21 protein-coding genes and 1 riboswitch are annotated in these 21,497 nt (G+C 63.1%); of the genes, 6 read left to right on the top strand and 15 right to left on the bottom strand.

Going from position 1 to position 21,497, the window contains the following annotated elements:
* The first annotated feature begins 47 nt into the window (after positions 1-47).
* Positions 48-1,289 carry a glycoside hydrolase family 6 protein gene (locus tag V7R84_RS13715; RefSeq protein WP_338569982.1) on the top strand — a complete coding sequence of 414 codons (1,242 nt, stop codon included), beginning with the start codon at positions 48-50 and terminating at the stop codon, positions 1,287-1,289.
* Positions 1,290-1,689: 400 nt separating this feature from the next.
* Here V7R84_RS13715 and V7R84_RS13710 read toward each other — a convergent pair whose 3' ends face one another.
* From V7R84_RS13710 to V7R84_RS13675, 8 genes are all read right to left on the bottom strand, one after another.
* The gene (locus V7R84_RS13710) at positions 1,690-2,313 is read right to left on the bottom strand and encodes a transposase family protein (protein WP_338569979.1); all 624 of its coding nucleotides are present in this window, start codon (positions 2,311-2,313) and stop codon (positions 1,690-1,692) included.
* 188 nt (positions 2,314-2,501) lie between these two features.
* The gene (locus tag V7R84_RS13705) at positions 2,502-3,026 is read right to left on the bottom strand and encodes an IS3 family transposase (RefSeq protein ID WP_338569977.1); all 525 of its coding nucleotides are present in this window, start codon (positions 3,024-3,026) and stop codon (positions 2,502-2,504) included.
* Positions 3,023-3,154, bottom strand: coding sequence for a hypothetical protein (locus tag V7R84_RS13700; protein WP_338569976.1), 132 nt, complete (start codon positions 3,152-3,154; stop codon positions 3,023-3,025). Before V7R84_RS13700 ends, V7R84_RS13705 begins: the two co-directional genes overlap by 4 nt.
* A 36-nt stretch (positions 3,155-3,190) precedes the next feature.
* Complete coding sequence (locus tag V7R84_RS13695; RefSeq protein WP_338569975.1) at positions 3,191-3,337, bottom strand: hypothetical protein; 147 nt, start codon at positions 3,335-3,337, stop codon at positions 3,191-3,193.
* A 131-nt stretch (positions 3,338-3,468) separates the two neighbouring features.
* Entirely contained in the window at positions 3,469-4,668 is a 1,200-nt protein-coding gene (locus tag V7R84_RS13690; protein WP_338569973.1) for an ABC transporter permease, read from the bottom strand.
* Complete coding sequence (locus V7R84_RS13685; RefSeq protein ID WP_338569971.1) at positions 4,665-5,309, bottom strand: ABC transporter ATP-binding protein; 645 nt, start codon at positions 5,307-5,309, stop codon at positions 4,665-4,667. The genes V7R84_RS13690 and V7R84_RS13685 overlap by 4 nt, the downstream gene beginning before the upstream one ends.
* Positions 5,306-6,778: a hypothetical protein gene (locus tag V7R84_RS13680; RefSeq protein WP_338569968.1), complete on the bottom strand. Its 1,473-nt coding sequence runs from the start codon at positions 6,776-6,778 to the stop codon at positions 5,306-5,308. The genes V7R84_RS13685 and V7R84_RS13680 overlap by 4 nt, the downstream gene beginning before the upstream one ends.
* Positions 6,779-6,894: 116 nt before the next feature.
* A complete protein-coding gene (locus V7R84_RS13675; RefSeq protein ID WP_338569965.1) occupies positions 6,895-7,125 on the bottom strand; it encodes a hypothetical protein in 231 nt (76 codons plus the stop codon).
* 709 nt (positions 7,126-7,834) lie between these two features.
* Positions 7,835-8,007: riboswitch (cobalamin riboswitch) on the top strand.
* A 118-nt stretch (positions 8,008-8,125) separates the two neighbouring features.
* Between V7R84_RS13675 and V7R84_RS13670 the strand changes: the two genes are divergently transcribed.
* The 3 genes from V7R84_RS13670 to V7R84_RS13660 are packed head-to-tail and all read left to right on the top strand — an operon-like array spanning position 8,126 to position 10,979.
* Entirely contained in the window at positions 8,126-9,163 is a 1,038-nt protein-coding gene (locus tag V7R84_RS13670) for an ABC transporter substrate-binding protein (RefSeq protein WP_338573913.1), read from the top strand.
* 41 nt (positions 9,164-9,204) lie between these two features.
* Positions 9,205-10,206, top strand: a complete 1,002-nt coding sequence (locus tag V7R84_RS13665) for a FecCD family ABC transporter permease (RefSeq protein WP_338569963.1) — start codon at positions 9,205-9,207, stop codon at positions 10,204-10,206.
* Positions 10,203-10,979: an ABC transporter ATP-binding protein gene (locus V7R84_RS13660; RefSeq protein WP_338569960.1), complete on the top strand. Its 777-nt coding sequence runs from the start codon at positions 10,203-10,205 to the stop codon at positions 10,977-10,979. Before V7R84_RS13665 ends, V7R84_RS13660 begins: the two co-directional genes overlap by 4 nt.
* 26 nt (positions 10,980-11,005) lie before the next feature.
* On the opposite strand, the gene V7R84_RS13655 is transcribed toward V7R84_RS13660, so the two are convergent.
* Entirely contained in the window at positions 11,006-12,820 is a 1,815-nt protein-coding gene (locus V7R84_RS13655) for an ATP-binding protein (protein WP_338569957.1), read from the bottom strand.
* Between V7R84_RS13655 and V7R84_RS13650 the strand changes: the two genes are divergently transcribed.
* Positions 12,804-13,109 carry a type II toxin-antitoxin system prevent-host-death family antitoxin gene (locus tag V7R84_RS13650; RefSeq protein ID WP_338569954.1) on the top strand — a complete coding sequence of 102 codons (306 nt, stop codon included), beginning with the start codon at positions 12,804-12,806 and terminating at the stop codon, positions 13,107-13,109. The genes V7R84_RS13655 and V7R84_RS13650 overlap by 17 nt on opposite strands.
* A gap of 209 nt (positions 13,110-13,318) precedes the next feature.
* Here the strand turns inward: V7R84_RS13650 and V7R84_RS13645 are convergent, their stop codons facing one another.
* The 6 genes from V7R84_RS13645 to V7R84_RS13620 all read right to left on the bottom strand — a co-directional run bounded on the left by V7R84_RS13645 (position 13,319) and on the right by V7R84_RS13620 (position 20,338).
* The gene (locus V7R84_RS13645) at positions 13,319-14,011 is read right to left on the bottom strand and encodes a hypothetical protein (protein WP_338569951.1); all 693 of its coding nucleotides are present in this window, start codon (positions 14,009-14,011) and stop codon (positions 13,319-13,321) included.
* 12 nt (positions 14,012-14,023) lie between these two features.
* Positions 14,024-14,659 (bottom strand): DUF4276 family protein, encoded by a 636-nt coding sequence (locus tag V7R84_RS13640; protein ID WP_338569949.1) that lies wholly within the window; start codon positions 14,657-14,659, stop codon positions 14,024-14,026.
* On the bottom strand, positions 14,656-16,044 hold the full coding sequence (locus V7R84_RS13635) for an AAA family ATPase (RefSeq protein WP_338569948.1): 1,389 nt from the start codon (positions 16,042-16,044) through the stop codon (positions 14,656-14,658). The genes V7R84_RS13640 and V7R84_RS13635 overlap by 4 nt, the downstream gene beginning before the upstream one ends.
* A 112-nt stretch (positions 16,045-16,156) precedes the next feature.
* The gene (locus V7R84_RS13630) at positions 16,157-17,431 is read right to left on the bottom strand and encodes an aspartate kinase (RefSeq protein ID WP_338569947.1); all 1,275 of its coding nucleotides are present in this window, start codon (positions 17,429-17,431) and stop codon (positions 16,157-16,159) included.
* A 109-nt stretch (positions 17,432-17,540) separates the two neighbouring features.
* Complete coding sequence (locus tag V7R84_RS13625) at positions 17,541-18,200, bottom strand: response regulator transcription factor (RefSeq protein WP_338569945.1); 660 nt, start codon at positions 18,198-18,200, stop codon at positions 17,541-17,543.
* Positions 18,197-20,338, bottom strand: coding sequence for a sensor histidine kinase (locus tag V7R84_RS13620; protein ID WP_338569943.1), 2,142 nt, complete (start codon positions 20,336-20,338; stop codon positions 18,197-18,199). The genes V7R84_RS13625 and V7R84_RS13620 overlap by 4 nt, the downstream gene beginning before the upstream one ends.
* A 123-nt stretch (positions 20,339-20,461) precedes the next feature.
* Between V7R84_RS13620 and V7R84_RS13615 the strand changes: the two genes are divergently transcribed.
* The gene (locus V7R84_RS13615) at positions 20,462-21,454 is read left to right on the top strand and encodes a Gfo/Idh/MocA family oxidoreductase (protein WP_338569940.1); all 993 of its coding nucleotides are present in this window, start codon (positions 20,462-20,464) and stop codon (positions 21,452-21,454) included.
* Positions 21,455-21,497 lie beyond the last annotated feature (43 nt).

Below are 21,497 nucleotides of genomic sequence, written 5' to 3'. Positions count from 1 at the left end.
CTCCATCGAGTAACTTTCATGAACCCTTCGTGAGGCATGATGGCATCATGACTGTTTCACACCTCAGAAAAACCAGTCTTGCCGTTGCGGTGGTTGGCTCCTCAATGGTATCCATGGCGCTGCCGGTCTTCACCCCGACCGCAACTGCCGCCCCCACCCTCAGCGTGACTGCGAAAGCAACTCTCAGCGATGGTGCAGACCCCGATGTCCAAGTGAGGGTCAACGGCGTCGACCAAGGCCGTTTCACGGTCAACTCGACCGACGGCGCGAACACCTCAACGACGACCGGCGCAGTGGGGGGCAATGCAGCCATTCGATGGAATGTGCCCAGCACACCGGCTGCCCCCAGCGACGGGAAGCCCGCCGCAGCGACCGGCACCCCTTATCTGCCGACCAGTACCGCGGCCTACTGGGCGTACAGCTCCGAGACTGACCCGGTGAAAAAACGCGCCTTCTACAACATCGGTTACACCCCCAGCGTGGTGTGGTATGACGGTGTGTCATCAGATGCAGACACACGACTGGAGAACACGCTGGACAAGGCCAAGGCAGCCAACCAGGTTGCCCAGATCGCCCTGTACGGCATTCCCCAACGCGACTGCGGCTCTCTCTCGGCCGGTGGTCACAACAACGCTGAGAGTTACAAGGCGTGGATCGACCGGGTTTCGGCCATGGTTGGCGACCAGACCGTCATGGTGATCGTGGAACCCGACGCGATCGGCTACTGCGGCAAAGCGGAGATCCGCAAAGAGCGGGCCCCGCTGCTCACCTATGTCGGGCAGAAGTTCCAGGACAACAACCCCAACGCCGCCCTCTACATCCATGCCGGTTCCGGTCAGCTCGATCAGGAGGCGGCTGCAGATGCCGTGATCGATGGAGGCATCAAGTACATGCGCGGTTTCGCCATGAACGTCTCCTCGTCCGGCACGACCCCTGTCGAAGAGGCGTGGGCCGAACAGTTTGTCAAGACCCTCGAAGCGAAGGGCGTTGCCGGAAAGCACTACGTAGTCGACACCAGCCGCAATGGTGTTGCCCTTCAGGGCGACTCCAACCCAGGCGGGAAGTTCCTGACCTGCAACAACCCGACCGCCGCCGTGGGAACGCGGCCGACGAGCAATACCACCGGTGCCCATGCTGACGCATATGTGTGGGCCAAACCGGTCGGCGAATCGGATGGCGTGTGCCATCCAGGTGACCCGGATGCAGGAAAGTTCTTCCCCGATCTCGCAGTGAAGGTCGTTCAAAACGGAGTGACGGCCGGTACCATCGAATACTGGGAAGTCCCCTGATGCTGATGGATCCCCTTGACCGGGGCTGAGACATCTGCGCTCTGTTGGTCCGGCTTAACTGCGCCGGACCAACAGAGCGCAACCGGTGGTTTTCCCGCATCTTCGCGCATGCATGTCGCTTCCCACAACCGTACACTGCACGACCCTATCTAGGGAGTGAGATCGTTGACTTGGATGGGCCATGGAAACTGTAGGAGCGTGTTGGTCCATGTGATGAAATCCTGCGGGGCAGGTCTGATCATTATGCTTCTTTCTTGATGAATTCGGTGACGAGTTGTTCGTTCTTGAGTTTGAGGGTGAGTTTATCGCCGAGATCAAACTGTCCCACCTTGATGGTGCCGTCGGTTCGGGGTCTACTATTTCGTAGGTGATGAACGCGATGTAACACAATGAGGCTTATTCATGGGGTGTAGGCGAAGATGAGTCCGGTGACGGCTTGTATTGTGGTTTCGAAGGTGTTGTAAGGGCGACGGTAATCGGTGTGTAGAACACGCCAGGTTTTGAGGTTCGCGATGACACGTTCGATGAGGTAGCGGACGCGGTTGATGGTCGTGTTGTTTCTTTTATCGGTGTCGGTGAGTTCACCATGGGCGGGTTTCCGGGCGGGGGTGATCATTCCCAATCCGATGTAGCCCTTGTCCCCGATATGATTGTGACCATTGAGGGTTGTGAGGAATCCGGATTCTGTGATGGCCTTTGCATCATGCACGCTACCTGGCAGGGGTGGGGAGATCCAGGCGAGCTGTCCGGTCAGGGTGCAGGCCACTTGCAGGTTCACTCCTGTGGTGTGGTGTTTGCCTGAGTACAGTTCGGGACGGTCGTGCCATGACCAGCAGGGCGCCAGAGTACCGTCGATGATGTACTGGCGGTCTGGGTCGAGGTCCCCCGTGCCGGGCACCCAGGCTTGGAGGGCCTCGGCGATCAAGGGAGTGTAAACCGTAATCACCCTCGAGATGGTGGCTTGGGAAACTGTGTGGATGTCGGCCAGTAACTCTTGGGTGAGGTTGTGTCTGAGTGTTAACACAGTGATTTGGATACAGCGGAACAAGCCTAGGGCACGGGATCCTGCTGCCGGATAGGTTTCCGGAATGGGATGTGTGGATCAGTTCGCACAGGTTGAGGATCTGGTCGCGGTCAAGGCTTGTGGTAGTATTCATGGCAGCGGCTTGTCTTTCATCTGAGAGTCTTTGTAGTAGAACACTTTGAATTGTCTCAGATCGGGCAAGCCGCCTTCACGTCCCCCTCGGATAAAGCGTCAGTTAGGGAAACCAAAACACCCCTATGAATAAGCATCAATCTCGTCAGGACATGCACGTAGGTGATGTCGGCAACCCACAGCTGGTTCGGGCGTTCGGCGGTGAACTGGCGTTCGACGAGATCGAGGCGGGTATCGGGGTGTTCGGCAGGGTGTGTGGTACGTGGTTTCCGGTCGCGGCGTACGCCCTGGAGGCCGGCGATCCTCATCAGGCGGGCGAGCTGGTCACGACCGATCTGCCAGCCGGAACGCAGCATCGCGTGGTGCATCTTCCGTACCCTGTAGACGCTGTAGTTCTCCTGGTGGATCCGTTTGATCTCAGGTAGCAGGACCTCGTCTCGTAGGGCCCGCACCGAGGCGGGGCGGGTCTTGGTGGCCCGATAGGCGCGGGAGGTGATGAACCCACACGTGGTCGCACGCAGAGTACGGCAGATGGCCTCGATCCCGAAACGGTCACGGTGTTCGTCGATGAACCGGATCATCTCGTCGTGGGGCGGTCGAGTTGTCTGGCGAAAATAGCCGACGCAGCCTTGAGGATCTCATTGGCGCGGCGGGCTTCGGCAAGCTCGCGCTTGAGGCGCGTGTTCTGTTCCTCCAAGGACTCGGCCACAGGCGTGGGTTCTGCCTCGGGGCCGTATCGGTTGCACTACAACCGCAAGGTCTCCTCGCCAACGCCGACCTGCGGGGCGATGACCCGGATCGAACGCGAACGCGGACCTCCCTCGACCACTTGACGTTCCAGAACCAATCGGACCGCGCACTCACGCAACTCTGGACTGTACTTCTTAGGCATGTTCCAATTCTCCTTCAACTAGATCGGAACCAAACCCAGGACGGTTCATGAACGCCACACCACTAGGGTCAAGACTCGGTCGGATCTGCCTACCAGGTGTCGAGGTGGTTTCGACTCAGCTGCGGGTTGTGTCAGATCTGACGCAGGAGCGTGTCCGTGTCGACGCGCAGCAGTGTGGCGGCTCTGCGACCCGCGCCGGCGATGAAACCGAGCGGCACGGCGATCAGTGGTACCGCGACCACCCAGGCCTGGGCCAGCAGCGCCCCGGGATCCATGCTGAAGCCGGCCACCGACGTCAGCAGGGACGGCAGTGCAGCCAGTGCCGTGACTACCCCGACGCCCAGGAGCACCCCGATGGCCGAGACGCACAGCGCGAAGATGAGGGCTTCCAGCAGGTAGAACCTCACGATCGCCCGTCGCGTCCATCCCAGGGACCTGAACAACCCGATCTCCTCGATGCGCGATGTCATCCACGCCCCCGCCACGTATGTGCCCGCGAAAAGTGCCCCGAGGACGGTGACGAAAAGCACCAGCACGGAGGCCACCGCGAGTCCCTGTTGGGCCCTGTCGAGCTGGATCCCGGAGCCGATGGCGCTGCGGGTGCCGTAGCCCAGGTCCTCCACCGACTTCTGCACCTTCGCGACATCGTTCACGTCTCCGACGTAGAGGTAGATGGAGCTGTAGCCAGGCGTGTCTGGTGGCAGTGCTGCCGCTTGGATCTCGTTGAACTGGGAGGAGTTGATGAACACCGCCTCCGGGGGCTCTCCCTGGATGGTTTCCGGGTCGTAGGTGCCGATCACCGTGAAGTGTTTCGCCTCGCCCGTTCCGCTGGTGGAACTGACCGCCCGCGTGACGTTGACCTCGATCGTCTTTCCCACCAGGTTTTCGTGTTTTCCGGGTACCAGCATCTGACCGGGTTCCGGGAAAGTGGCGGGATTGCTGTGGGCGTCTTTCATTCGGTCGTCGAACGGGTTGCGGGGCATCAACCACCACGGCCCTGCGCCGTCTTCGGAGTCGGCGATGTTCGCGGGCGGGTCGATTCCTGATATGCCCGACGGGAACACGTGCTCCACACCGTCCAGTTTCCCCAGTTGTGTGACCGCGTTCGTGTTCAACGGTGGACTGTTCGGCCCGCTGTAGCCCTGGATGACCTCGATCTCCTTGGCTCCGAGGCTTTCCGTTAATCCTCGGGATGTGCCGTGGGTGGCCCCTCGGGCCAGCCAGGACAGGACAACCGTTGCCAACACCAGGAGCAACACCAGCACCGCGATCAACCTGTGCCGCCGCACGGTCCTGGCCAGGCTGCGTCTGACCAGGGCGAAGGCGCTCATAGGATGGTTCTCCTTCCTCGGAGAGCAATCGCACGATCCGCCGCCGCTGAGATGGCCTCCTCGTGGGTCGCGACGACGACCGCGCAGCCCCGGTCAGCCAGATCCCGCAACGCCCGCCGAACGCAGGAAGCCAGGTGGTCGTCGAGGCCCGTGGTCGGTTCGTCCAGCAACAGGACCTCCGCCTCCATCTGCAGGGCCCTCAGGATGCACACCCGGCGTCGCTGCCCGCCGGAGAGCTTGTTGATCTCGGTGTCGTGGAATTCATCGATCCCCAGGTTTCTCCTGACCTCCGCGAGCCACGGAGCGGGAGCGCGGGAGCCGGGAGCGATCTCCAGGTTCTCGTTCACCGAGAGCCAGGGAAACAGGTAACTCGACTGGTGGACGATGCCGATCGCGTGACGCCTGAGGCCGGCCCGGCCGTCCTCGTCCAACCGGCTGAGGTCCTGCCCCGCCACCTCGACGACACCCTGATCCGCCGTGGTCAAGCCTCCCAGGATGTTCAACAAGGTGGTCTTCCCACCGCCGGACGGCGATACGAGCGTCACCAATTCGCCGGCGTCGACCCAGAAATCGAGATCCTTGAGCACGACGTTTTCGCCATACGACTTCGTGATGCCGTGACACGCGATTCTGGTCGTCATTTAATTCCCCAAACAGAGCTCAGATAGTAGGCGAAGGTTGAATCGAGGCTGCATTTCTCGGGGCTGTCCTGATCCGCCATCGCCAAACGTTCAACATTGTCACAGGTGGTAAGTCCCTGCAATCTCTCCTTGGTGTCTTCCTCCTGTTGCGTGGAGAGATCGGGATGCATTGCGCCACGTGCTGAGGCCGCCCAGATCCGAAGACTTGTGGAGTGTTCGGCATCCGCCACGTCGCTGAGGGGGTCGATCCCCCGGGCCTTGGCGGTTGCCACCCACTCGTCCACGTTGGCGACACCCCATTTCATACCGAGAACACGATAAACGAGTGTATCGCCCACTGCCCCGTCGGGGAGATTCTGCGGGACGGCAATTCTTAGTGGTGAAGCATGGTCGTCCAGCTGGAGTGCAGCGTCTGCGGTCATGAGGCAGGAGCGCACCCTGCCAGAGGGACAGCCGGATGCGGTAATTTCCGCATAGTGTTTGAGTACATCCGAGCGTTCGGCGTCGTCCAGTTTGTTTGCGGAACGCAATATTACGGCCCGCATCAGGCGTGCGCTAAGTCCGTCAAACTGGGAGGTTGTGGTGGCAAGATTCACGACCTCATCCATGGAGGTCTCGGTTTTGTCGTTGAAGATCTCCTTGGTTCGCTCCTTCATCATGCAGAATGCGATGTGGGTCTGCCCCAAAGTCCCCAAGGAATGCGAATCAACTGCCACCAACCCGTGGGAATTCATGCTATTGACCTCTTGCTCTAGCCATGACTGGAGCTGGGTACTCTCGCGTCCCTTGAGTCTTGATATTCGCAGTATCTGTTCCGCGTCGAGTGCGTCCTGAACTGCGATTTCCATGGTTGTCTTCACGAGTTCATCGCTAGTTTCAAGGCCCAGTTCTATCTGGGCTCTCAAATCCATTAGCTCCTCCGTTGAGGAGACCTTTGTAACAGGGTTCAGAGAGGGGAGGGAATTGCATAAATTCTGAGCGTTGATGGCCTCAGATATAATTTTGCAGTTCCAGTGGATCCAAGGTGTTTTCCCTTGCTCGGGGGAGAGCTCTTGAAGAGCGGCTCGAACTTGGTCCTCAGAGAGGTCCTCGGGCTCAACTCCTGGAAGCCTCGTCCACGTGGCGGCCAGCACCACGTAGTGTTGTGGATCGCTCGGCATTCCGGGTTCCCGGCTGGGAGGCGACAAAGACGCACAGTTCAGTTTGGCGATCGCACGACCGAACTTATCGTCTGGGAAGATGTGGCTCACCTCGTCGGCGAGCTGCTGAGGAGGAATGGAGTCGGCGTACGTTTCGCACACGCTTTCCAAACCCTCTGGGTGGGCAGCGGGAAGGTTGGGGATGCCGGCTTGGTGGAGGACGCTGGTGGCTCTGAGATCCGGGGTTTGTCTTCCGCCTTTCAAGCCACGTGAAACCAGCCCGTTCTCCGCCACGGAAACAGTGATCGTTGTTGCGAGTTCCGCAGTCATGTATCTATCAGGTGTGGGTTGGCTGGAATTGAGCCCGCAGGCGCTCAGAGCGAGAGTCAATCCCGCGCCTGCACCGAGGGCCTTGGTCACCACACCAAGCCGGCGTCTCATAGGATTCACACCTGGGCAGAAACGGTTCGCACCGCGCCATTGTAGTTGCCGGTCCCATTGACCGTCATGGACAGGTAGAAGGTGCTCCAGCTCATGCAGACATTACCTGAGAGGTAGGAGCCGCGGCGATTGGAGTTGGTCCATGTGGTGGACGTGCTGCCGTCTGGTCCTGAAACGGTCAGTCCCCAGGCTGATACGCCGACGCCGTAGGGTTGTGCCACTGTCTTGTTGGTCACCGACCGCAGAACCCGGTTGGACACGACGGATGTGGCGTAATTTCCACACCCTCCTGAATCGGAAAGGGACTGGATCCAAACATTACCCGTCAGGCTCACCGAGGAGTTGAAGGAGACGGTTCTGGAGGAACTTCTGGCCTGAGCCATTGGGGCTGCGCAGCAGAACAGAGCTGCGACTGCGAGAAGTGTGAGAATTGTTTTTTCATGAGAACATCCTCTGAGGAGTCGGGCGAGACGGTTTGCCCGACGTCTGTGTGATGAGGTTTGTTTGCGACCGCTGATCGGTTAATGAATGTCTATCGATTCAGCCGTGCTGGTGATGAACAAGCCCTGCGACCTCTGCATCACAGGCTGTGGCGCAGTTAGCCTTGAGATGTTTGTTTCAAGATACCTGCTCTGGTTTCCTGTGTCAACCTCGCCGGACGGGATTTCAGTCGGAATTTTTTGACGATCGTGCCTAGATCTGGATGGTGTCATAGGGATATGACAACAGTGCTTGTCAACGCGATGCGGCTGGTGCGTGAGGGTCGTTGATGGTTGAAGGAATCGCTGGGTCCGAATATGTCACCGACGGACTGTCCGGTACTGGTTAGACCGGGTAGTTGATTTCCGGCTTCGGCGAAGATGCGTTCACGTGCTGGGTCAACCGGCTTCAAAGAGGTGGTCTCGACGAGGGTGTGGGCGGTGGACAGCGACTGGTTGGAAGGTTAGCCTTACTAACGTCGCCGAGTGCCCGCGGGCAGGGAATCCGGTGCGAATCCGGAACTGACGCGCAGCGGTGAGGGTGACACCGGATCATCAAGCCACTGGGCGACCTGCCCGAGAAGGCGGTCCGGTGGCAGAACCCGAGTCCGAAGACCGATCGGCGATGAGCACGCGAACCACCGTGCCCTGCCGTTCAGGGCCTCGCGCAACGGCCCCCGAGACAAGATCCTGTGTGCCATTTTCAGTGGCTGCCGTCACCCCCCAAAACATCTCACAACCCAAGGGAATCACCCAGATGCACGTGAAGAAGTCCGTTTGTTCGCTCGCGCTGCTGTCGGCTCTGCTGCTGAGCAGCTGCGCGGGCGCGGCCAAGGACCAGCCTGCCGACGCCTCCGCCACCCAGTCCTCCGGTGCCTCCGCTGCCGGTTTCCCCCTCACCATCGACAGCTGCGGACACCAGTTGACGTTCAAGAAGGCGCCCGCACGGACGGTGTCGCTGAACCAGTCCTCCACCGAGATCCAGCTCTCCCTCGGGATCGCTGACACGATGGTGGGCACCGCCACCTGGACCGATCCGGTGCTGTCGTCGCTGGAGAGCGAGAACGCGAAGGTGGAGCGGATCTCCGACGGCGGCCCCACCTCGGAGGCGGTCATCGCCAAGGAACCGGACCTCGTCACGGCATCCTTCCCGAGCACGCTGACCGACAAGGTCGCGGGCAGCTACGAGAAGTACGAATCCCTCGGGGTGCCCGCCTACCTGGCGCCGAACCAGTGCGGCAAGAAGAGCGGCAACGAAGCCCCAGCGGAGAACTTCACCATTGAGAAGGTGTATCAGGAAATCGATGAGCTCTCCCGCATCCACGGCGTGCCGGAGAAGGGCCAGGAGCTCGTCGCCCAGCTCAAACAGCGTTTGGAGAAGGCGGTCGCACAGAAACCCGGCAAGCCCGTCAAGGTGATGTTCTGGTTCGCGAACTCCGAGGCCCCCTACCTGGCGGGTGGTTCCGGTGCGTCCCAGTTCATCAGCGACCAGCTCGGCATCACCAACATCTACTCCGACCAGCGCGACGAGTGGCCGCAGGTCAGCTGGGAGGACATCGCCGCCAAGAACCCCGACATCATCGTGATGGGTGATCTCACCCGCAAGTCCCAGACCGCGGAGACCGCGGACGCGAAGATCGAATACCTGAAGTCGAACCCGGTCACCTCCCAGATGGACGCCGTCAAGAACGAGCGTTTCATCAAGGTTGCGGGCGGCGACATGAACCCGTCGATCCGCACCGTCGACCTGGCCGAGAAGCTGGTCGCCGGGATCGAGCAGTTCGGGCTCAAGTGACGTCATCCGCGACGACCCGGGGTCGGCGCCGGAGGCTGCCGGTGACACCGGTTCTGCTGATCGGACTGGTTCTGCTGGTTGTGTCCATCCTCTACGCGATCACCTTCGGACCCTCCGACCTGAACATCGGCGAGGTCTGGGGAGTGGTTGCGAACAAACTGGGGTTGGGACCCGACCCCGAGCTGAGTCCGTTGCGCACCGCGACGGTGTGGCAGCTGCGGCTACCCCGTGTGCTGCTGGCCGCGGTCGCGGGTGCTGGGCTGAGCCTGTGCGGCGTCATCATGCAGTCGCTGCTGCGCAACCCGCTGGCCGAACCCTACCTGCTGGGTGTCTCCTCGGGCGCCTCCACCGGCGCGGTCCTGGTGCTGATCGCGGGTCTCGGGGGCGGGGTCATCAGTTTCTCGGCGGGTGCGTTCGTGGGGTCGTTGGGGGCCTTCGCCCTGACCCTGCTGCTGTCCCGGCTGGCCGGTGGCACCACCGACAAGATCGTGTTGGCGGGTATCGCGGTGACCCAGGGGTTCTCCGCGTTGACGTCGTTCATCATCATGATCGGCGCGGACGCCAATGTCACCCGGGGCATCCTGTACTGGCTGATGGGTTCCTTCGCCAACGTCTCCTGGGAGGAGGTCGCGCTCACAGCCGCGGTGCTGGGGTGTTTCCTCGTGCTCACCATAGGCATGGCCAGCTCCATGGATGCGTTCATGTTCGGTGAGAAGGAGGCCGTTTCGCTGGGGGTTTCCGTGCAGCGCACCCGGGTGGTGCTGCTGGGATGTGCGGCCCTCATGACTGCGGTCGTGGTCTCCTCGTCGGGTTCGATCGGTTTCGTCGGTCTCGTGCTGCCGCACATCTCCCGGATGCTCGTCGGCTCCCGGCACCGGGGGCTGCTGCCGGTCTCGGCGCTGATGGGTGCGATCTTCCTGCTCTGGGCGGACACCATCGCCCGGACGTTGTTCGCGCCGTTGGAGGTGCCGGTCGGGGTGATCACCGCCCTGGTCGGAGTGCCCATCTTCGCAACCATTCTCGCCAGGACCAGGAAACGATGAAGATAGAAGCAGAGAACCTGTCGTGGGCCGCCGGTCCGGCCATCATCGTCGACGGCATCGACGTGCCCGCGATGCCCGGTCGCATCCTGGGGTTGCTGGGACCCAACGGGTCGGGAAAATCGACGCTGCTGGGGATGCTGGCCCGCACCATCCAGCCGCGCACGGGCGTCGTCAAACTCGACGACCGCCCCTACGGCGACTGGGCGCCGCGAGACATCGCGCGGGTGCTGTCGGTGGTGCAGCAGAAGGCGACCACCGACCAGGACGTCACCGTGCGCGACGTCATCGACCTGGGACGGATCCCGCACCGCCGTCGCTGGGCCGGTCCCAGTCCCCGTGACCGCAGGGTGGTGGAGGCCGCCGCCCGCCGCACCGGCATCGAACACCTCTTGAACCGCGACTGGCACACCCTCTCCGGAGGCGAACAGCAGCGCGCCCACCTGGCCCGGGCGTTCGCCCAGGAGGGGCAGGTCATGCTGCTGGACGAACCCACCAACCACCTCGACATCTCCCACCAGTTGGACATCCTCAAAACCTTGAGGGAGACGGGGCTGGGTGTGGTCGTCGCCCTGCACGACCTGAACCTGGCCACCACGTTCTGCGACGATGTGCTGGTCCTGCACAAGGGCCGGGCGGTGTGCCTAGGGCGTCCGGCGGACGTGTTGACCGAGGACCTGATCCGTGAGGTCTACGGGGTGGAAGTGCGGATCCTATATCCGGACGGCGACAAAGCGCCGCTGTTCCAGTTCCTCAGGCCGGTGACGCAAACCTGAGCGGCGGGATCCCGGTTTCGCAGCACTTAACTCGATTTCTGCCCCTTCGGGGACGATTTCCGGGATTGAGCGCTGCGCAACCGGGTGGATCCCCCCGTGAGCTGGTACCTGGTTCCGCGCACTCCCTGCTTGCCGACCATCTCCACCGAACCAGATGACACCAGCCCGCGCAGCGCGTATCGCACCTGCCGGGCGGTCAGGCCGGTGTCTTCCTGAACGGCCCTGAGCGATGCGTCGCCGAGATGACGCAGCGACGCCAGCACCCGGATTTCGTTCTGGGATCCGGTCCCGGTCTTCCTCGGAGCAGGAGTTTTCTCCGGTGATGCCGCCGGTGGTGTCTGAACTGTCGCTTCGGGTGGCTCCGGGCGCCACAGCATGGCCTTGAACTGCACTCCGGTGTCGATCAGTGTCGGGGGTCGCAACCCGGCCTGCGCAGCCGCACGGAATACCTCACGAATACCGCCGCCCTCTCCCTCGATGATCGGAAGCCCGTCCTCGGTTCTGAGGCGTCTGGCGATGGCGTAGAGATGCTGATTGACCGCTGACTGGGCATGATCATCGCTTTCCAGCTGTTTGAGGGAGATGCCCCTGAGCCCCCCAGGGCTGATCACCATCAGAGCCGTGGAAGTGATCCGAATCTGAATGCTCTTGCCCATGCCGACGCTCTCAGGGCCCAGGTCGCGATGCACCAAAGCGTTGGCGACGAGCTCCCGGACCGCTGTCAGGGGGAGTTCGGGTCGTTCGGTCATGTGCCCGTCCTCGCGGTAGGTCCTGGCTGAGGTCAGATTGCGATGACACCAGATCATGATGTCCTCCAGCAGAGCCGGAATCGGACCTGTGAAGTGTTGTAGGTCGCGGTTGCGTGCCCCGGTGCCCGTGGGAAACTGGACGGCCGCTGTCACGGTGAGGCTGGGCATCAGGCCTTGTGGATAGTCCCCCAGCGCATAGAAACCCGCCAACGTCGGTTCACCGGATGCGGTGAGCACACCTGTGCGACGCAGGATTTCTGCGTCGGTTCTGTCCGCCAGCCTTCGATCTCCCGCTCTGACTGAGGTGATGTACTTCTCGACGAGCGCGGGCACCAAGTCGTCGATGGTCTGGCCGGGGACCTCCTGCTTGTCATGATCGCGGAACTGGGGTTCGAGAAGTTGTCTGGCCCTCAGCATGCGAAGTTCGTGTTCCTGCATGGTGTAATCACCATCCGCCTGACGCAGGTAGGCCTGCCCCCGAACCGTGGCCGGTCGTTCCATGAGCGGCAGAGGAGACACATCCGCCACCAGGACGGGAACACCAGCCACATTGACACTGTAAGTGTCAATGTGAGGCGTTGGGGTGACCGCTGTCCGTGCTTGGTTCACGAGCGCGGCCGCCAGCTCAGCGGGGTTGGCTATTCCAGTGACCCTGAAACCCGACGCCTCATCGATTCCAAGCAGGATCCTTCCGCCCTCAGGCATGTTCGCAAATGCGCACACGGTTGTGTCGAGCGAGCCGGGCAAACCGCCCCGTGCACGTTTGACCTCCACCGAGGTCGAGTCGCCGCGATGAACGCGGAGCGAATCCAGGAACTCTGACAGTTTCTGTTCCGTGAGGGGCACAGTGACACACTCGCATCCACAGTGACAATTGTCAATGTGGTGTGTCACTGTGGTTGTCAGTCTGCGCGACCGGGTGGTGCCCTTCTGAGCGGGGGCGTGTTCCCGTGCTCGTGACCGATCCGGCTGCGACGGGGGCGTCTGTCCGCGGGGCTTTCCTGGGCGGCCGAGTGGCGACCACGATCCCTTCGGCCTCGTTGTTCCAGTTAGATTTCCAGGTCGAATTGTCGTCGTGAGCGTGTTCTCCATAACCGATGCGAACCGCGTCGGAATCTCCGGGCTCGTCAGTTCTGCGGAATCCGGGCGGATGGTGACCCTGTCCCGTCACGGAAAACCTGTTGCCGAGATCGTTTCCCGGGAAGAGATGGACCTTCTCCGTCGCGACCGGGAAACTCTCCGCGATGTCGTCCTCGTCATGACCCGGATGGTCACCGATTCGGGCAATCGGACGGAGCTCGACGACGCGATGGAGGCTTTCGGAATCAACCGGGATGAACTCGAATCCGAGATCAGGTCCGGCCTGCACACCCTGCCGTGACGAAGAACGCGAAGCGCGTGCGCCTCACCGACGACGCCATTGACGACCTCCAGGGAAGGGGCCCCGGATCGTGCGCGACCCGAGATAACCACGCAGGATCACGGTTGTGCAGCACTCAATCCCGAAAACCGCCGCTGAGGGCGGAAAATCCGGGTTGAGTGCTGCACAACCGGGTGGAACCGGGATACACCGGCCCTACAGGGGCGGGATCAACGATTGACCATGAGGTAGACCTCCGGTTCCCCCTCGTGAGTCATGACGAAAGCGATACCGTCACTACAGAGGTTCGCGATGGAAGCTCTGTTTTTTATGGTGTAGGCGCGGTCAGGAAACCTTGCAGCTTGGGCCTCAAGGGCTTCCTGGCCATCGGAGACCGTCACCCAGGTGTCGATCTGGAGCACCATCTGATCGGATGAATCGATCCGGTAACCGGGGCCGTTGTCCGTCCAGTAAGGCGTACCCCCGGCCTTGGTGAACAGGTCTTCTTCGGGGGTCGGTTGCGGCGAATCCCCCGGCTTCGCGGGGAGGGCGTCGTCCCTGCTCGTCCAGCTGCTCACCCACAGCTCCAGCAGCACGGGGGTCTCCTCCGGGATGGGGGTTGGGTGCGCGCCCAGCTCGTCGTGGGGGATGAGAACGCAGGCGTTGGCGCCGTTGACGGGATCCCAGAAGTCGCAGATCGAGTCGCGTTCACAAGTGAACAGGAACAGCGTGTGCCCGGGTAGGAGGCGGGGCGCCAGGGGGTCGCCGGTGAACTGGCCGAGGAAACTCATGGGCAGGCTGCACAAGGCACACACCGGCCAGTCCCGCGACCAGCCGATCGGTGCCCCACCTACCTTGCAGACGGCATCGGCCCGGGGGTTGTCCGGTTTCCGGACGGACCAAGTGGGAAAGCGGCTGAGCATGGGCTATTCCCTTCAGCTCTGGTTCTCGAGCTGCGCCAGCGCCCGCCGGATGTCGCGCTCCAGACACTGCCAGGATGGCAGGTTCCGCACGGCGCCGAAGGGATCGAGGCGTTGCAGCAACACCCTGCGGTGATGTTTGAAACTGTTCTTCTCCTTCTTCAACCGTCGTCCGCTTGTCTCACTTGCCGCGAGAAGTGCTTTCTGCAGGATTTCCTTGGGATTTCTGGTGCCTTCGATGGCATTCGGTTTCGGCAGCCTCAGGGGTTGTTTCCCTTTTGGACAGGCCACGACGTCCCGGATCGCCTGCTCGTCCAGGAGAAGCCAGGCCTCGGTTTCCTGGACCGGAATGACAGGGATGAACGGATGCGGGAAACCGCTTTCCTCAACTCCGCGGCGGATCTCGCGTTCCCGTCCCTTACGGTCAGGATCGTCGGAGTCCCGGTGGATGAATACCATGTCGATCCCAGCTTCTGTTCCCTCCGCGCGCAGCTGCCGTAGCCGGGCGGGAATCGTGCCCTTCCGGGTGTCTGGCATGCCGGTGGCTTCCTGGACGCCGAAATGCATCAGCAGGGTTTCCAGGTGTGCGATGAGTCCCGTGTCGGATGAGCCTTCGCACAGGAATGCGAAGGAAACGCTCCGGCCGGTCACGAGACTTCCTCAAGTGACAGCAGTGCATTCTCTGGTTCAGTCAGGTAGTCCGATAGGGAAGCCTTGAGGACGGTGCGTGCTCCTTGTATCGCCTGCCACGTACCCGGTAGCGGGCGCAGCTGCACCGTGGTCGCGATCCTCCCGTCCCTGCGAACCCGGGTGGGCACCGCGGCCAGCAGGTTGTCATCGTGGTAGCGGACGAAATGGGGGGAGTGGGTGTTGACCATGACCTGGCGCATCGGATTTCCCGGCCCCGGCGGATCCTGCGGGTCCACGGCGAGGGAACGGACCAGATCGACCATGGCCTCGATGCGGGCCGGATGGATGCCGTTCTCGGGTTCCTCCATGCACAGCAACCCTCCGAAGGAGTCATCGACGCGCATGATGCACAACGTGAGGAAACGAAGCGTCCCGTCGGACAGGGAGCGGGCGGGAAGCCGCGGGCCGGCGCCCATGGAGGCCATCAGCGTGAGGGTGTCGCGGCGTTCGTCGTAGTCGACCGTAATGTCGCGGATGTCGGTGAGCGCCGCCGCCTCGGATGCGACCTCGGCGTAGACGCCGTCGCCCTGTTCCCTGGCCATGCGGTACAGCGTCGCCGCCAGGTGCGCCCCCGACGTCGTGGGGTGAGGATCCACCAGGGTGCTGTCCGGGGCGCGCATGGCGGAAGGTTCGAGCGCCAACAGCCGCCACTGCTGCATCTCCCGGCGGGCCGACAGGATCGTCTGGTCGTCGGCGGCGGTCGTGGTGGACACGATGGTGCGCGGCGCCCGGGCGGCCGCCGAGGGGCGCGGTTTTCCCCGGCTGCCCCCATCCTGGTGGACATTGACCACGGCCTCCCCGTCCTCACCCTGTGTGGTGGAGATGTAGGCCGCACCGGCGCGCCTCCCCCTGACGACGGCGTCGCGGAACTGCTTCTTACCGCGGGTCCATGGAAGATGTTTGGGGGCGTCGCCCAGATTGATGTGGGTCAGGCGCTCGTGTTCGAGCTGGATCCTCCCGATCTGGGAGGAACCCGGGTCGGGTGGGAGGTAGCGCAGCGTCAGGTCGTAGCGGAGGAAGGTGGTGGTCGCCGACACCTCGCGACCGAAGTCGTCGGTCACCTCCGAGGGAACAATCATCTCGACACCGAAGGAGATGACGGGATCACTGGATTCGGCGTTGTTCCAGAACAGGGACCGCGGGTCCACGACCTGCCCGCCGCGCAACCTGAGGCGCTGGGTGGCCTCGAGGAAGGTGTGATCGGCCAGCAGGGACAGGAACTCGATGGCGTCGAAGATATTCGACTTTCCCACCGCATTGGGCCCCGCTATGCAGGTGTAGGGGCCGAAATGGACGTCGAGTCCCAGCAGGTTCTTGAACCCGTCAACCTGGAGTCGGGTGAGCATGGCCCCAGCTTAGGACGTCACGCCGGTTGCGGTGCGCTGGACCGGGTCGATCCGAGTGTTCCACCATGATCCTGCCCGCCGGGGGGGACGGTCCCCCGACCCCGGGGACCTCTCAGCGACCCGTTCCGGCGTAGACGACGGCCTTCTCTTCGTCGTCCAGGCCAAAGGCGGCGTGGGCGCTGCGGACGGCGCGATCCACCTCGTCGGTGCTGACCACCACGGATATGCGGATCTCGGAGGTGGAGATCATCTGCAGGTTCACATCCTCGGAGGCCAGGGCCTTGAAGAAGGTGGTGGTCACGCCCGAATGGGACCGCATTCCGACGCCGACGATCGAGACCTTGCCGATCTGGTCGTCGTAGAGGACCTCCTCGAAACCGATCTTGTGCTTGTTCGCCTCGAGTGCCTCGATGCCCTTGCGACCGTCGGACATGGGCAGGGTGAAGGAGATGTCGGTCTTCACGTCCGAGAGCCTGGAGACGTTCTGCACGATCATGTCGATGTTGATGCCCGCATCCGAGATGACCTCGAAGATGGAGGCGGCGGCCCCCACCTGGTCGGGGACGCCGATGACGGTGATCTTGGCCTCGCTGCGGTCGTGGGCCACGCCCGTGATGATGGCTTCTTCCATGTTGTCTGCCTTCCTGACCTCGTCGTGGGGTTTCACCCAGGTGCCCAGTTTGTCACTGAAGGACGAACGGACGTGGACCTTCACGTTTTCGCGACGCGCGTACTCGACGCAGCGCAGGTGGAGAATCTTGGCGCCGGAGGCTGCCAGCTCCATCATCTCCTCGTAGCCGATCTCGGCAATCCGGCGGGCGCTCGGCACGATCCGCGGGTCGGCGGTGTAGACGCCGTCGACGTCGGTGTAGATCTCGCAGTGGTCAGCGCCCAGGGCCGAGGCCAGTGCGACCGCCGTGGTGTCGGAGGCTCCGCGACCCAGCGTCGTGACGTCCTTGGTGGTTTGCGCCACCCCCTGGAAGCCGGCGACGATGACGACGCTGCCCTCGTCCAGGGAACGCACGACGCGCCCCGGGGTGATGTCGATGATGCGCGCGTTGCCGTGGGTGGGGGTGGTGAGGATGCCCGCCTGGGAGCCGGTGTAGCTGACGGCCTCGACACCGAGGTCGGCCAGGGCCATCGCCAGCAGCGCAGCCGACTGGCGTTCCCCCGTGGTCAGCAGCATGTCCAGCTCACGGGACTTCGGGTTCGGGCTCACCTTCAGCGCCAGGTCCATCAACTCGTCGGTGGTGTCGCCCATCGCCGAGATGACGATGATGACCTCGTGCCCGTCCGCACGCGTGCGCGCGATCCGGCGGGCGACGCGTTTGATGGATTCGGCGTCGGCCACCGAGGAGCCGCCGTACTTTTGAACAATGCGTCCCACGCAAACCTCCTTCACCGACAGGGAAGGCTACCGGACGAGGCCGGGAACACCCAGAACCTCGTCCAGCGCGAGCACTCTTCACTGGGCGCGATGCGCCGGAGGTGCGTCCTCAGTGGGGTTCCGTCGTCCCGTCGAGATCGAACCAGCCGTCTTCCCAGGTCTGGGTAGCCGCTGCGGTCGTGTTGCCGACCGGTCTGCCGACAGCCGCATACTTCTCGTAGGCCCGTGCCAGGTAGGTCTTGACGGTGGACAAGGAGATGATGGGATTGAACTGGCGACCGATGGCCTTGATGGGAACTCCCTCTGAGGCGAGTCGCAGACAGCGCAGCTCATGGGCCGACAAGGCGGGCAACTCCGCCGCGTCCTCGATGAGCGCAGCCGCCATCGCCGAGGACGGCGACCATCCCGTCTCGTGGATCTCCCGTAACGTCTCGAAATGTTTGTCCGGGGACTCGTCCTTCAGGGCGAGTCCCCGGGCGCCGGCCCGCATGGCCATGCTGATTGGGACGCGACGATGGTCCGCGGTGAAGGCCAGGCACGAAATGCCCGCCTGACTCAGTACTCGAATGGTCTCGTGCCCGGCCAACTGGCCGTGCAACATCAAATCCACCATGGCCACGTCGGGATGGTTCTCGAGGCACCACGCCTGGAACTCCTCGGGGTAGGTGCTGGTGTACACCACCTCCAACTCCGGGTAGTCGCGACCGAGCGCCGAAATGGCGCGGCAGATGAATTCGTGGTCATCGAGGACTGCCACCTTGATGTTCACGGCTGGTCCTCCTCACAACTGAACTGGGTGAAATCCGGATCGGTAAGCAAGATTCTGGCACCTGTGAGGCCTGCCTGTCGCGTCTCCGTTAAACCCGGTTCTGCAACGGTCGCCACAAGTGTGCCCTGACGACGGGTTATGGTCAGGTGCTGACCCGGGACGGCGGGCTCCAGCTGGTTCAGCAGAGAGGCGAATCTCGTGGCCTCGAAGGCCTCCACCTGTTCCACATCGAGCAGACATCCCCACCCCATGCGACGCAACCGGTCGAGGGACGTGGCCAGGTGAATTCCCCCCGGCCACAACCGCAGGGCGTCGCGTAGCCGCGACTCTACGTGCCTGGCCTCGACGCGCACGGCTGGATCGGCGGGGTCAACGGCCCCGGTGTAGAGCCCCGTGAACAGGGGGCCGCAGATCCGGTCCAGCGCCGCGATCCACGCCTCCTGCTCCGCCACCCGCTCGTTCCTGAGCTGCTCGGCGAGTTGTTCTTCGGTGCGTTCCTCCTGTGCCTGGTGGGCGTGTTTCCCGATGTCCGAGGCCCCGAGCGCCAACACCAGCGTCACCACGCCAGCGGTGATGATGGCCCCGGGGGCGCCGATGTCGGTGCCCTCCAGGACCTGCCCGAACAGTCCCAGCGCCCCCGCGATGCTGGCGGTGACGTTGGCAAGCATCAAACCGGTGGCTTCCTTCCACTGCCGTCCCGGGATAGTCAGGACCATCAGGGCGGTGGTCAGGCCGGTGGTCCACAGGTCGTAGCGATTGCTGTCGGAAGCCACGGACACCCAGGCGTGGTTCGCTATGAGCAATCCGATGCCCCAGGTGTTTGCCAGGATCGCCTCGTGGATGTGCAGACCACGCCTGCGTAGCACGCGGCTGGTCAGCGCCACGACGAACACCGTCGCCGCGAAGAGCGTCCAGGCCATGAGCAGATTCGGCCCGACATCCTTCAACGTCAGCAACAGACCCGTTCCGAACAGGTTCGGCAGCGCGATCAACGACAACCACCGCCGACCCGAGGGGCCGATGCGAGCCGCGTGCGGGATCGGGTGCCAGGTGAGGGTGACGGCGGTGCCGCCGACGATGTCGGAGTGGATGGCGGCGTGCCCACCGACCTCCGCCATGCGCCCGTGGATGCCCTCCTTGATGCCCATGCGGCTGCGCGGAACCTCGCTGGGATCGAATCCGGGACCCCAGTCGCTGATGACGACGGTACAGCCGCTGCCGGTCGCGCGGGCCGTGACTTGGGCGGTGCCGCCGGGAACGTGTTTCGCGACGTTTCGGACCGCCTCCCGGGTGGCCTCGGCGATGTTCCGGGTCACCTTGGAGGGCAGGCTGGCCTCGTCCTCGACGCGTAGCGCGACGGGGCAGCCGACGTTCGTGACGGCCTGCTCCAGAGCGCTCAGCAGGGGAGAGGCCTCCAGGTCTAGGTCGGAGGTGCCCAACCCCGCCCGCGACTCCTCACCCAGCCGCAGCACTTCCTCACGTGTGATCTCCCCGCGTCCGCTCGCGACCTGCTGGAACAGGTGCAGGAGGGTGTCGTGGACGCGACGAATGTTCTCCCGCCGGGTGCTCTCCAACAGTCGGGTGCGTCGTTCCACACTGCGGCGGCGGGCGTCGTCGGCGACGCTGTCCTCGAGGTCCTGCAGCTGGGCCTGCATGGTGCGGTAGCCCAGTGCCATGATGCCGATCGCGACGATCGTGAAATTCATGTCGATGAGCTGCTGCCGCCAGTCGAGACGCGGCAGCAGCGCGAGCATTGGCGCGAGCGCGCCGACTGTCATGAGGATCCAGGGCCCGTGACTGTCACGTCTTCGCAGCAGCAGGTAGATCAGGATCGTCCAGACCCACAGGTTGGAGTGCCACACCACCGGGCCTGTGCCGAACCACATGCTGGCGCCGGCCAACCAGAACCCAACGGTATTGGTCACGGCCACGGGCCAGGCCAGGGGAAGGTCGAGGAAGGCCCCGAGTGCGGCCAGCAGATGTGCCAGCGCCATGAGGGCGAGCCCGGATGCGGCGAGACTGTCCAGACCGGGGGTGAGCAGGTCCTCGATGGGAGCCAGGCCCTGCAGGGCCGTGACCAGCCCCACGCCGAACCCCATGAGACGGCGCATTCTTCTGGCTGGTTCCTGAAACTGCATCGTCGGCATTTTCCCACGGGAGCGGCGGCTGGGCGGAACGTGTCGTGTGTGGGTGTCCTCGTCCCGAAATTTGTTGTCGCAAAGTTATGGCCAGCTCCCAATAATCCAGAGTAGCCTTGGGTCATGGAGAGCATCCGATGGGGAATCATCGGGGCAGGGAGCATTGCGGACACCGTTGCGGGAGAGTTTGCTTTCGTGCCCCAGGCCGAACTGGCAGCGGTGGCTTCACGTGACCTGGAGAGGTCGCGGAGGCTCGCGCGTAAGCACGGAATTCCTGCGATCCACCGGGACTACCGGGCGTTGATCGAATCCGACGGCGTCGATGTGGTCTACATCGCGACCACGCATCCGCATCATCGCGACATCGCCTTGGCGGCGATATCCGCAGGAAAAGCGGTGATGGTGGAGAAATCCTTCACCGCCACCCTCGCCGGGACTGAGCAGGTGGTCGAGGCCGCAACCAATGCCGGAGTGTTCGCGATGGAGGCCATGTGGACCCGGTTCCTGCCCGCAGTGGCGGCTGCCCGAGAGGTCGTTGCGTGGGGAAGGATCGGGCAGGTGCTCGGCGTGCAGGGCGACCTGTGTGCCTTCCGGTTCTACGACCCGAACAACCGGTTGTGGGATCCGGCGACGGGCGGCGGGGCCGTCCTCGATCTGGGCGTCTACGTCATTTCCATGGCCCAGGACTTCCTGGGAAATGCCCGGGACGTGCACTGCGTTGGGCGGTACGCGCCGAACGGGGTGGAGTCGGCAGCGACGATCAACATCGCCTACACCGGCGGTGGCACTGCTGCCCTCACCTGCGGATTCGACGTCCACGGGCCGGGAAGGATGATCATCCTCGGGACGAAGGGATGGGTGGAGGTCCAGCCTAGGTTCCACCACCCGACGACCATCTCCGTTCACCGTTCGGGGGTGCTGCCGCGGATCATCGAGGCCAAGCAGATCGGCAGGGGATATGCCCACGAGCTCATGGAGGTCAGCGACTGTCTGCTCGCAGGCCAGACCCAGTCGGCGACGATGCCGCTGTCCGACACCGTCGAGGTGATGCGGGTGCTGGAAAGCTGCCTGACGCAGCTGGGCCGTCCACAGGAGGAGGCGCAGATCGCGATCTGAGGGGTCGCTGGCCTTATTCCGGTTTTGCTGGGCTTGTTCACGT

Source organism: Arachnia propionica (assembly GCF_037055325.1).
Lineage (GTDB): Bacteria > Actinomycetota > Actinomycetes > Propionibacteriales > Propionibacteriaceae > Arachnia.
Note: the sequence above shows the minus strand (reverse complement) of the source record. Positions and strands in the feature narration are given on the sequence as shown.